Below are 11,969 nucleotides of genomic sequence, written 5' to 3'. Positions count from 1 at the left end.
GTTCTCGTCACCGTCGGGTATCTGCCTGGTCCCGCCAGCCGGCGAGCACCGCATGAACTGCCTCGGCACCGTGCAGGTTCTCGGGCGGCGCGGGCAACACGCTGGGACACAGCAGAAATGGCCTGCTCTGTGGGCCACCCATCCCGCCGTGTGAGCCCACCTGCTCCTCGAATGCGGCCACCTCGTCGGTCTCGGGCCAGTACGCACCCCCGACCATGATGTCGGCGACATTCTCGAATGTGTCGGTCCGGCGGATCTTTTGGAGTGCGTCCGGCCCGAAGTCCACCAGTGGGTCGATGCCCTCGACGCTGCCGGTGGCGACATCCACCGTGCCGTCGGCACCGAGGACAACAGAGCCGCCCGATGCCCGTGCGACAAGCAGAAATCCGATACCGGGGTGTGCACGCAACGCATCGAGAAGTCCCGGGTGTGCGGCGTCGATGGCGTCCATGTCGGCACGGCCGGATATTGCCGGGAAGCTGATCAATCCGAGATTGCCCGACCCGAGTACCACCGGTATCCCCTCGTCTGGGGCCTGCTTCTCGGGCGTTTTCGCTGAGCGGACGCTGGCCGCGGCGTACCCGGCGCCCTCGGCACCGGCCTGCTGGTCGCCAGATGTGCTGACTGCTACTGATTCACCGCACAGTCGCAGGACGAGCTGTTCCAGACTCACTCCGTAGCGCTGCAGAAAGGTCGCACCCTGACTCTGCCCATGATCGGACAGGATGGCGACGTGGTAAGGCCGATCCGCCTGATCGAGCACGGCAACGAGCATCCGGACCTCCTCGTCGATCTTGGTCAGCACCTTCAGCGTTTCGGGTCGGGAGATCCCCGAGTGATGTGACACCTCGTCATAGCCGATGAGGTCCGCGTAGATGATGCTCCGACCACCGATCAGATCCCGAACAACCGCTGCCACGGTGACATCCGTGGCCAGTACCGTTGTGAACGCTCGCACCAGCGGATACGTGCCGCCGCGGGGTACGCGCGGTCGAATGTCGGCGCGACGCTGATGCCACGACTGCCGCAACTCCCGTTGCACCTCGGCGACCATCCTGATCAGGGTGCGCAACGCGCTCGAGGGATCGGCGAAATACGACGAGTAGCCTGCACCACCGCCGAGGCGCGCCCCGTGCATTCGGCTCACGACAAGGACATTGTCTTCTGCACCTCCGGTGAACAGGTTGCCGCGACTGGCACCGTCGATTGCCAAAAGCCCGGGGTGGTCGGCGCGTTCGAGTTCGCGGTCCTCGTTGTCACGCGGATTGCTGAAGACCTCGATCTTGCCGGTGGCCTTGTCATACCAACGAAATGCGGGCACGTTGTGGTTCGAGCCGTGCAAGATGCCGAGCTGGCTTGCCCCCGTCTGACTGCTCCAATCGGTGTGCCACGGGATCAGGGTGTGCGTCTGTCTGACCATCGCAGCCAGTCCCGGGGTGACACCGTCCGCGATGGCCCGACGCAGCACATCGTGGCCGAGGCCGTCGATCTGAATACACAGCAGTCCGGGTTCGCCGGAAACGGGCGGGTGATTGCGACGAAGTCTCTGCCTGCGCACCTGCATCAGCCGATAGGCGGTATTCGAGCGGGACGCGATCGCGCCGCCGACAAACGAGGTGAACAACGACAGCAGCGTCGCCATCAAGACTGCATCCCAGGCTCTTTCGACCGATGCCACCGGGACGATGTACAGCGTCAACAGCATGATTGCGCCACTGGCGAAGAAGACCAACAAGAAGAGCACCGCTGGCCCGACCCACGACATCAGCCGAACGAACAGTGGCCACAACACTGCGCTGAGCACACCGAAGACCAGCGCAACCAACAACGCCGACGGCAACTTGGACAACGTCGGGATCCCGATGTTCACCGAAACCAGTGAGATTCCGTCGAACACCACATCGAGCAGCAAGATCGCGATCGCCGATGACAGCCACAACACGGCGAATTCGATGAGAAGGCCGACCAGCCGGGCGGTGGTGCGCATAGGGCATCCCTTTCGCGTGATCTCTGGGATCGTAATGCGTGTGGGGGCGACACCGGGCGCAGACGACGATGACCGTGTCGGCGTGGCGCTGCGCTGGCTCGGGCATGCGAGCACGGTGATCGAAGACCGCGGCACCACCGTGATGACCGATCCGGTGCTCACCTCACGGGTCGGACATCTACGCCGCCGACGAGGCCCTGTCCCCTCCGGCCTCACGGTTCAGAGTCCAGACGTCGTCCTGCTGTCCCACTTGCACGCCGATCACACGCATCTACCGTCGCTTCGGCTCCTGTCCGAGAACGTGCCGATCGTGGTGCCGTCGGGTGCTCCCGACTCGCTGCCTGCGCTACGCGACGTCGGCGACCGGCTGATCGAGGTGCGGCCGGGTGACGCCGTATCGATCGGCGAACTGTCGATTCAGGCAGTGCCCGCCGACCACGACGGGCGCAGGTGGCGCCGCGGGCCGCAGACAACGCCGGCGCTGGGTTACGTGATCACCGGCGACAAGCGCACCTATTTCGCCGGTGACACCGACCTCTATCCGGCTCTGGCCGACTGGGTTTCGGACATCGACCTGGCCCTGCTCCCGGTCGGCGGCTGGGGTCCGACGCTGGGCGCGGGACATATGGATCCGTCACGCGCAGTGCGCGCCGCGGAGATCATCTCGGCCCACCGTGTGGTGCCCATTCACTTCGGAACGTTGTGGCCGGTCGGGATGGGCAGGGTCCGGCCCGAGCGGTTCTTCGGTCCCGGTGGCGAGTTCGTACAGCTCGCCACCGAGACCGGATTGCGTGCGACCGAGCTGGAGCCCGGCGGATCGCTGCCTGAGTAGACCCGGCGAGTGTGGCTACTTGTTCCCGAACCCCGCGTCGCGAAGCGCCTGCGCAAGTGACCCGTTGGCAGGCACCGGGGTGGACGACTTCCGCCCGGAGTTGTTGTCGCGTTTGGGGTTGCCCCGCTGATCGGGACGCGGTCCACGGCGCTGACCACCCTGATTGCCGCCTTGATTTCCACCCTGATTGCTGCCGCGCTCGGGCTTGGCCTTTCCGGCACCGGGCTCGTCGTTCAGGCGTAGCGACAACCCGATCCGCTGCCGGTCGACGTCGACCTCCATCACCTTGACGCGGACGACCTGTCCGGACTTGACCACTTCATGCGGGTCGGAGATGAACTTGTCGGACATCGCGGAAACGTGAACCAGTCCGTCCTGGTGGACGCCCACGTCAACGAAGGCGCCGAATGCGGCCACGTTGGTGACAACGCCTTCGAGCACCATGCCGGGCTTGAGGTCGGCGACCTTCTCGACGCCCGCGGCGAATGTTGCGGTGGTGAACGCCGGACGCGGGTCACGACCGGGCTTTTCGAGTTCGGCGAGAATGTCGGTGACCGTCGGGACACCGAACCGGTCATCGGCGAACTCGGCCGGACGCAGCGCACGCAGCGCACGCTCGTTGCCGATCAGTTCCGCGAGGGTGACACCGGATCGATCAAGGATCTTGCGGACCACGGGGTACGCCTCGGGGTGCACACCCGACGCATCGAGGGGGTCGTCGCCCTCCCGGATGCGAAGGAAGCCGGCACACTGCTCAAAAGCCTTGGGCCCCAAGCGCGGAACCTTGAGCAATGCCTTGCGGCTCTGGAACGGTCCGGTCGCATCGCGGTGAGCCACAATGGACTCCGCCAGCGTGTTCGTTACGCCGGATACCCGCGAGAGCAGCGGCACCGATGCGGTGTTGAGGTCGACACCGACGGCGTTCACGGCGTCTTCGACCACCGCGTTGAGGCTGCGAGCGAGGATGCCCGGGGTGATGTCGTGCTGGTACTGCCCGACACCGATCGACTTCGGCTCGATCTTCACGAGCTCGGCCAGCGGATCCTGCAACCGGCGGGCGATCGAGACCGCACCGCGCAACGAGACGTCCATGTCCGGGAACTCATGCGAGGCGTATTCCGAGGCCGAGTAGACCGAGGCGCCGGCCTCACTGACCATCGCCTTGGCCGGGGCTTTACCGGTGGCCTTGCCGATCTCGGCGATCAGTTCACCGGCCAGCGCGTCGGTTTCCCGAGAGGCTGTGCCGTTGCCGACCGCGATCAGTTCGATGCCGTGGCGGGCCACCAACGCGCCCAGTGTCGCCTTGGACTTGTCCCACTGGTTCTGCGGCTGGTGCGGGAAGATCGCGCAGGTGTCGAGGACCTTGCCGGTGCCGTCGACCACCGCCACCTTCACACCGGTCCGGAATCCGGGGTCCAGGCCCAGGGTCGTGCGAGCGCCGGCGGGCGCGGCCAGGAGCAGGTCGCCGAGGTTGCGGGCGAACACCGCCACCGCATCTTCTTCAGCAGCACGACGCAGCCGGACGCGGGCGTCGACCATCGCAGTGATCATCAGTTTGGTGCGCCAGGCCAGACGAGCGGTTCCGATGAGCCACGGCGTTGCCGGGCCGGAGTTCGCGACGTCCACGCCCAGCGACGCTGCCGCCATCGCCTGGTAGCCGTCGTCGTCACCCCCGTCGAGTGTCAGCGACAGCATTTCTTCCTTCTCACCGCGCATGACAGCGAGCACGCGGTGCGACGGCATCTTGTCGAGTGGTTCGCCGTATTCGAAGTAGTCGCGGAACTTCTGTGCCGCAGGGGTATTCGCCACCGATTCCGACTTGGCGGCAGTCCGCAGCGACCCTTCCTTCCAGAACTTCTCCCGCACCGCGCCGACGAGCTCGGCGTCTTCCGAGACCTGCTCGATCAGGATGTGGCGCGCGCCCTCCAGGGCTGCTGCCGCATCCGCAACATTCTCGGACACAAATCCGGCCGCGACATCTTCAGGAACCAGCGACGGATCACTCAGCAGCTGCTCGGCCAGCGGGGCCAGGCCATTCTCGCGAGCGATCTGCGCCTTGGTGCGCCGCTTGGGCTTGTACGGCAGGTAGATGTCTTCGACGCGCGACTTGGTCTCGGCGGCGTTCAACGCGGCCTTCAGTTCGTCGGTGAGCTTGCCCTGCTCCTCGATCGAGGCCAGCACTGCTGCCCGCCGCTCATCGAGCTCCCGCAGGTACCGCAGCCGTTCATCCAGGGTACGGAGCTGAATGTCATCCAGACTGCCTGTGGCCTCTTTGCGGTACCGGGCGATGAACGGCACCGTCGAGCCCTCATCCAGCAGCTTTACCGCTGCCGCCACCTGTTCTTCCCGAACATCGAGTTCTTCGGCGATACGAGCATTCACGGACTTCACAGCTGGGGTCGATATCACCCGCTGAACCCTACCGAAGCAGGCTGACAATGGCCGACAGCGGTGGCATGGCCACGTCGTTAACATGGGCGAGACCGACGAACCGTCGACTGTTACTACAGAACGGGACTGATCTGTGCTGGAGATGACCAAGGGCTCGAGAACAGATCTGGTCGACGATCGTTACGTCGTCCGCATATCCACGACCGGGCAATCCGGGCTGGTGGATCTCGCTGCGGTGTTGCTCGCCGAGGACGGCAAAGTGCGTTCGGATGGTGACTTCATCTTCTTCAACAACCCGAAGGCATTTGGCGTTGCACTGACGTCGGACGACAGCATCACGGTCGATCTCAGCTCGATTCCCGATGGCGTCCAGCGCATTCTTCTCACTGCCAGCACCGAGGCCCAGAACATCGATTTCGCCGCGGTACCGGGACTCTCGATCGAAGTTGCCGGTAGCTCCCAGCAGTTTCGCTTCGCTCCGCCGAACCTGACAACCGAGACCGTCCTTCAGGCCGTCGCGCTGTACCGTCGCGGCGCCGGCTGGCGGATCGATGCCATCGGGCAGGGCTACAGCCAAGGTCTTGCTGCACTCGCTGTCGAGCACGGCATCGACGTCGAGGAGCCCACAACGCCGGAGGTTGCCCAGCCTGGCGTCATCCCGCCCGTGCCGGCCGAATCGCAGCCACAAGCGGCATCGTCGTCGACGATCTCATTCGACAAGGTGAAGGTCGCTCTCACCAAGGACTCCCCCAGTCAGATCGCGAAGATTGATCTCCGAAAGTCGCAGGGCGACAACGACTGGGTGCTGACCGTCGGGCTGGAATGGGATGGCCGCGGTGCGACCTACGACGACAACGGCAATGTCACAAAATACGGCACCGGCGACCTTGACGTTTATTTCTTCTGCCGGAACGAGGTCACCAACGACTACGTCGTCATCAGCGGCGACAAAGGCCATCAGGGAAACCTGAAGAAGTGGCCGTTCATGCACCACTATGGAGACAGCAGGGGCCCAGGTAAAGGCAATAAGCCTGCCACAGAACAGGTTCGGGTCATCCCGAATGAAAACGGTGATCTGCTCGTCAACATCTATCAAAGCGTCGACAACGGCGGTGGCGCCATCGACAAGTTCGGTCGACCACGGGTGGCGATCCGCTACGGCCGCGCCGGCAAAGGTGGTCTGCCTGACGCTGATGCCGACGAGATCCTTGTCTACGTCGGCAACAGCAAGAACTCGTTCTGGGCGACCGTTGCCCACATCGATGTCCAGGACGGCGTTCTGACCGTCGACGGTGAGACCCGCTACAGCCGGATCGGTAGCGAGAAGATGCCCGGCCTGGACTCGAAGAGCAACTGGGTGCGCTCACCGGCAGACGGACCCAAAGGCCGCAGCAAGAAAGCCAACAAGGGTCTTGGCCTCAACAAGTACAGCGGGAAGTGCCCCACGTAGAGACAGTCGTCACTGCGGCTTCGAGAACACCGCCACCAGGAAGTCGGAGTTGTCGGAGAACGGACGTAGGTCCCACGTGGACATCAACAGGTCGACCACCAGACCACTCGCCTCGGCGTCGGCGAAGAAGGCGGAGAACTCGTAGTCCCGGCCGGCACCGAATCCGATGACCACCCGGCCATTTGGAGCCAGATGCCGTGCAAATCCGCTGAGTACATCGCGCCGGGTTGACGGTGCAACAAACGTGACCACGTTGCCCGCGCACAGGATGACGTCGAAGTCTGCGGCTATCCCCTGGCCCGGCAGATCGAGTTCGGCCAGATCACCGACAATCCACGTCGGGCCCGGATAATCCGCCTCGGCCTCCGCGATGAGCACCGGATCGACATCGACCCCGACCACCTGATGCCCGGTCGCATACAGGTGCCCACCGAGACGGCCCGGACCGCAACCTGCATCGAGGATCCGCCCGCCGCGGACCAACATCGCATCGATCAACCGCGCTTCACCCACGATGTCCTGGCCTTTGGCAGCCATCGACCGAAACCGCTCGGCGTACCGAGTCGAATGTGTGGGGTCAGCCGCAGTGATCTCTTCCCACTTGGTCGGCACACGATCACGTGGCACGTCGTCGCTCACTTTACGTAACTCCCTGGGGTCAGACCGGTGCTCGAACAACGTCGACCCGGTAGGACGACGTTGCCACTCCCCTACAACCCTAGTGCCATGTGACCCCGGTCAGCTGCTACCAAGGTCCGGAGCCGGTCACTCAACTCCCACGTATGCGGCGAGGTGTTCGCCGGTCAGCGTCGACCGATCAGCGATGAGGTCCGCCGGTGAGCCTTCGAAGACGACTTGGCCGCCATCGTGACCGGCGCCGGGACCGAGGTCGATGATCCAGTCAGCGTGGGCCATCACCGCTTGATGGTGCTCGATGACGATGACGGACTTACCGGAGTCGACCAGGCGGTCGAGCAGACCGAGCAGATTTTCGACGTCCGCGAGGTGCAGGCCGGTGGTCGGCTCGTCGAGCACATAGACGCCGCCCTTGCCTGCCATCTGGGTCGCCAGCTTGAGCCGCTGCCGTTCGCCACCGGACAGGGTCGGAAGCGGTTGGCCGAGTTTGATGTATCCCAGGCCGACATCGACCAGCCGCTCAAGGATCTTGTGTGCGGCAGGTATTTTGGCCTCGCCCTCGCCGAAGAACGCCTCGGCTTCAGCCACCGACATCTCCAATACCTGGCTGATGTCGCGTCCACCGAGGAGGTAGTCGAGTACCGCGGCCTGGAAACGCTTGCCCTCACACTCTTCGCAGGGAGTCGCCACACCGGCCATCATCGCGAGGTCCGAGTAGATCACGCCGGCGCCCTTGCAGGTGGGGCAGGCACCTTCGGAGTTGGCGCTGAACAGTGCCGGTTTCACGTTGTTGGCCTTGGCAAACGCCTTGCGGATGGGTTCGAGCAGTCCGGTGTATGTCGCCGGGTTGCTGCGCCGTGAGCCGCGGATCTCGGACTGGTCGACGGTGACCACGCCTTCGTTGCCGGCCACTGAACCGTGGATCAGTGAACTCTTGCCCGAGCCCGCCACACCGGTGACGACAACCAACACACCGAGCGGGATGTCGACGTCCACATCACGCAGGTTGTGGGTGGACGCACCACGCACCTCCAAAATCCCGGAGCCGGCGCGCACCTCGGTCTTGAGCGAAGCCCGGTCGTCGAGGTGATGACCGGTGATCGTGTCGCTGGCCCGCAACCCCTCGACCGTTCCCTCGTACATCACCTGGCCACCGTCGCTGCCTGCCCGCGGACCGAGGTCGATCACGTGGTCACCGATGGCGATGGTCTCCGGCTTGTGCTCTACGACCAGTACGGTGTTTCCCTTGTCCCGCAGACGCAGCAGCAGCGTGTTCATCCGCTCGATGTCATGGGGGTGCAGGCCGATGGATGGTTCGTCGAAGACGTAGGTGGTGTCGGTGAGCGACGATCCGAGATGTCGAATCATTTTGGTGCGCTGGGCTTCACCACCGGACAACGTGCCCGACGAGCGGTCCAGCGAGAGATAGCCGAGGCCGATCTCGACAAAAGAGTCGAGGGTCCGCTGCAAGGTTGTCAGCAGCGGGGCCACCGACGGCTCTTTGAGTCCACTCACCCAGTCGGCAAGGTCACTGATCTGCATCGCACAGGCGTCAGCGATGCTGACCTTGTTGATCTTCGACGACCGCGCCCCTTCGTTGAGTCGGGTGCCGTCACAGTCGGGACAGATGGTGAACGTGACGGCCCGCTCCACAAACGCGCGGATATGCGGCTGCATCGCGTCAACGTCCTTGGACAGGAACGACTTCTGGATCTGCGGGACCAGACCGGCATAGGTGAGGTTGATCCCGTCGACCTTGATCTTGGTCGGCTCGCGGTAGAGCAGATCGTTCAACTGCCTCTTGGTGAACTTGCTGATCGGCTTGTCGGGATCGAAATAGCCGCAACCGCGATAGATGCGGCCATACCAGCCATCCATGCTGTAACCCGGGATCGTGATGGCACTTTCGTTGAGCGACTTGGTTTCGTCGTACAGCGCGGTCAGATCGATGTCGGAGACCGATCCGCGGCCCTCGCATCGCGGGCACATACCGCCGGTGATCGAAAAGCTCCGGCGCTCTTTGGTCTCGCGACCACCCTTTTCGATGGTGACCGCGCCCGCTCCGGAAATCGAGGCGACATTGAACGAGAACGCCTGGGGTGAGCCGATGTGCGGCTTCCCGATTCGACTGAAGAGGATGCGCAGCATCGCGTTGGCATCGGTGGCCGTACCAACCGTCGACCGCGGATCAGCACCCATCCGTTGTTGATCAACAATGATCGCGGTGGTCAGACCGTCGAGGACGTCGACCTCGGGCCGCGCGAGGGTGGGCATGAACCCCTGCACAAACGCACTGTAGGTCTCGTTGATCATCCGCTGAGACTCCGCGGCGATGGTGCCGAACACGAGCGAACTCTTACCCGAGCCGGACACCCCGGTGAACACCGTCAGCCGGCGCTTCGGGATCTCGACGCTGATGTCTTTCAGATTGTTGACGCGGGCGCCCTGCACCCGAATCATGTCGTGACTGTCGGCCACGTGCAGTTCTGGCGGCTGGGTCTGCTTCTTGGTGGCCATGTTTGGTCAAGTCTCCATATCTGCGGACAAGCGTCGTTTCTGGGCTACGACCATGGTGCCCGACGTTTGCTCAGTCGAACAGGCATCGCCGATGAAGATCTCCGAGAAGTCCCTGCGGGATATTGTGATGCCGCAGAGTCTGGAGAAAGGCGCAACAATGGTGACAATGAAGGTCGGAACCGACAAGAACGACCCCGATGTCGAGGTGACGATCTCGGCCGCAAAGTTCAATCGGCACACGTTCTGGTGCGGACAAAGCGGCTCAGGTAAGACCTACGCACTCGGCGTGATTCTCGAACAACTGATCCTCCACACCGAGTTACCGCTGCTCATCCTCGACCCGAATGCGGATTTCACTCGCCTGCAGGACGTCCGCGACGGCGCCGACCCCGATATCGCCCGTGAAATCTCAGAGTCCGATATCCGGGTTCTGCACTCCACCAACCGCAACGGAGAACAGCTTCGAACGCGGTTCCTCGCATTGTCGCTGGCGGCCAAAGCAGCGGTGCTTCAGATTGATCCGATCGCGGACGCCGACGAATACAACGTGCTCCTACATGCCGATTCGGATGCCGTCGCAGGTTTCAACGAGCAGACCTTCCTGGCCGCATTACGCAACTCCGACGATCAGGGCAAGCAACGACTCGCCACCCGCATCGAAAATTTGCAGGTGCTCGACTGGGATCTCTGGTCTCGCGGTGCCGTGCCGGTCACCGACGTGGTCGCCTCGCGGCCCCGTGCCACCGTTCTCGACCTCGGTGGCTTCTCGCACGCGGCAGAACCCAAAGTGGCCGCACTCAGTGTGCTCGAACAGCTGTGGGCACAACGAGAAGAACGTCGCCCGATCCTGATCGTCATCGACGAAGCGCACAACATCTGTCCGCCGGTCGCGACATCGGCTGTCGAGAAAGCACTGATCGATCAGTTGGTCCAGATCGCCGCCGAAGGACGCAAGTTCGGACTGTGGCTGCTTCTATCGACGCAGCGTCCGACGAAGATCCACCCGAACGTGCTGTCCCAGTGCGACAACCTGTGCCTGATGCGGATGAACGCGCCGCGTGATCTCGCAGAATTGGCCGACGTGTTCGGGTTCGTGCCCGAACACATGCTCGCCGAATCCCCGGAGTTCCGCCAAGGTCAGGCACTGTTCGCGGGTGGTTTCATCACCTCACCGACCTTCACACAAATGGGTGCACGCATCACCGAGGAAGGCGGGGCCGACGTCCAGGTCCCGATGCCGGCCGCCGTCGGCTGACGCGGGCGACCGGGCTGCCGGAGTCAGCGCAGTTCTTGGATCCGCACCATGTTGCCCGACGGATCACGCAAGGCGCAGTCGCGGACCCCGTATGGCTGTTCGGTCGGTTCCTGAACGATCTCGGTGCCGCCGGCCTGCACCTTTTCAAAGGTGGCATCGAGATCCTTGGTCGCCAGCAACAGACTTGCGTACGTGCCCTTGGCCATCATCTCTTCGATGGTCCGGCGTTCTTCGTCGGTGGTTCCGGGGTCGGCACCCGGCGGGGACAGAACGATGTTCACGTCGGGCTGGCCGACCGGGCCAACCGTGAGCCAGCGCAGCCCGTTGTAGCCCACGTCGTTGCGTACTTCGAAGCCGAGCGTGTCGCGGTAGAAGCCCAGCGCGGCCTCAGCATCGTTGTGCGGAAGGAAACTTGAATGAATTGTGATGTCCATGGGTTTCACGCTAGCTGTGGGTCGGCGGTGCGCGCTTCTCGATTCCTGACCGGTCTGGTCACCTGCTTCTCCACACAGGACGGAATCCCGGCGGACCCGTCGGCCGACTCACGGCGATAAACACTCGGCGGCACTCCGACCAACTCCGTGAAGCGGGTGCTGAATGTGCCGAGCGATGAACAGCCGACCTCGAAGCACACTTCGGTGACGCTCATATCACCGCGACGGAGCAACGCCATCGAACGCTCGATGCGCCGAGTCATCAGATAGGAGTAGGGCGACTCACCGTAAGCACGCTTGAACTCACGACTCAGGTGGCCGGCGGAGATGTTCACACCCCGCGCGAGTTCTTCCACGTTCAATGGCTGCGCATGTTCCCGGTCGATGCGGTCGCGCACACGGCGCAACAGTGCAAGATCAGTCAGCTTCTGCGTATGCGTGGGGGCGCTGGTCACGCGTCCAATCGT

Annotated in this window: 9 protein-coding genes; 3 read left to right on the top strand and 6 right to left on the bottom strand. The window is 63.5% G+C overall.

Going from position 1 to position 11,969, the window contains the following annotated elements:
* Positions 1–7: 7 nt before the first annotated feature.
* Positions 8–1,987: a phage holin family protein gene (locus AC1D75_RS15075; RefSeq protein WP_495516141.1), complete on the bottom strand. Its 1,980-nt coding sequence runs from the start codon at positions 1,985–1,987 to the stop codon at positions 8–10.
* A gap of 34 nt (positions 1,988–2,021) precedes the next feature.
* Here AC1D75_RS15075 and AC1D75_RS15070 point away from each other — a divergent pair, with 34 nt between their 5' ends.
* The gene (locus AC1D75_RS15070) at positions 2,022–2,819 is read left to right on the top strand and encodes an MBL fold metallo-hydrolase (protein ID WP_495516140.1); all 798 of its coding nucleotides are present in this window, start codon (positions 2,022–2,024) and stop codon (positions 2,817–2,819) included.
* Between the two features lie 15 nt (positions 2,820–2,834).
* Here the strand turns inward: AC1D75_RS15070 and AC1D75_RS15065 are convergent, their stop codons facing one another.
* On the bottom strand, positions 2,835–5,210 hold the full coding sequence (locus AC1D75_RS15065) for a Tex family protein (protein WP_495516139.1): 2,376 nt from the start codon (positions 5,208–5,210) through the stop codon (positions 2,835–2,837).
* A gap of 142 nt (positions 5,211–5,352) precedes the next feature.
* Here AC1D75_RS15065 and AC1D75_RS15060 point away from each other — a divergent pair, with 142 nt between their 5' ends.
* Positions 5,353–6,660 (top strand): TerD family protein, encoded by a 1,308-nt coding sequence (locus AC1D75_RS15060; RefSeq protein ID WP_495516138.1) that lies wholly within the window; start codon positions 5,353–5,355, stop codon positions 6,658–6,660.
* Between the two features lie 9 nt (positions 6,661–6,669).
* On the opposite strand, the gene AC1D75_RS15055 is transcribed toward AC1D75_RS15060, so the two are convergent.
* Positions 6,670–7,299, bottom strand: a complete 630-nt coding sequence (locus AC1D75_RS15055) for a class I SAM-dependent methyltransferase (RefSeq protein ID WP_495516137.1) — start codon at positions 7,297–7,299, stop codon at positions 6,670–6,672.
* A gap of 126 nt (positions 7,300–7,425) precedes the next feature.
* Positions 7,426–9,813 (bottom strand): ATP-binding cassette domain-containing protein, encoded by a 2,388-nt coding sequence (locus AC1D75_RS15050; protein WP_495516136.1) that lies wholly within the window; start codon positions 9,811–9,813, stop codon positions 7,426–7,428.
* Between the two features lie 157 nt (positions 9,814–9,970).
* Between AC1D75_RS15050 and AC1D75_RS15045 the strand changes: the two genes are divergently transcribed.
* Entirely contained in the window at positions 9,971–11,068 is a 1,098-nt protein-coding gene (locus tag AC1D75_RS15045; RefSeq protein ID WP_495516889.1) for an ATP-binding protein, read from the top strand.
* 23 nt (positions 11,069–11,091) lie between these two features.
* Here AC1D75_RS15045 and AC1D75_RS15040 read toward each other — a convergent pair whose 3' ends face one another.
* Positions 11,092–11,502: a VOC family protein gene (locus AC1D75_RS15040; RefSeq protein ID WP_482139785.1), complete on the bottom strand. Its 411-nt coding sequence runs from the start codon at positions 11,500–11,502 to the stop codon at positions 11,092–11,094.
* Positions 11,503–11,507: 5 nt separating this feature from the next.
* Positions 11,508–11,957 carry a helix-turn-helix transcriptional regulator gene (locus AC1D75_RS15035; RefSeq protein WP_482139787.1) on the bottom strand — a complete coding sequence of 150 codons (450 nt, stop codon included), beginning with the start codon at positions 11,955–11,957 and terminating at the stop codon, positions 11,508–11,510.
* Between the last annotated feature and the right edge of the window lie 12 nt (positions 11,958–11,969).

Source organism: Williamsia sp. Y712, from assembly GCF_059445525.1.
The sequence above is the reverse complement of the archived record's forward strand: the minus strand, read 5'-3'. Positions and strand labels throughout refer to the sequence as shown.

Coding starts and splice junctions, on each gene's coding strand:
- AC1D75_RS15075 (WP_495516141.1), bottom strand. CDS start 1,987: ATGCGCACCACCGCCCGGCTGGTCGGCCTTCTCATCGAATTCGCCGTG.
- AC1D75_RS15070 (WP_495516140.1), top strand. CDS start 2,022: ATGCGTGTGGGGGCGACACCGGGCGCAGACGACGATGACCGTGTCGGC.
- AC1D75_RS15060 (WP_495516138.1), top strand. CDS start 5,353: ATGACCAAGGGCTCGAGAACAGATCTGGTCGACGATCGTTACGTCGTC.
- AC1D75_RS15050 (WP_495516136.1), bottom strand. CDS start 9,813: ATGGCCACCAAGAAGCAGACCCAGCCGCCAGAACTGCACGTGGCCGAC.
- AC1D75_RS15045 (WP_495516889.1), top strand. CDS start 9,971: ATGGTGACAATGAAGGTCGGAACCGACAAGAACGACCCCGATGTCGAG.
- AC1D75_RS15040 (WP_482139785.1), bottom strand. CDS start 11,502: ATGGACATCACAATTCATTCAAGTTTCCTTCCGCACAACGATGCTGAG.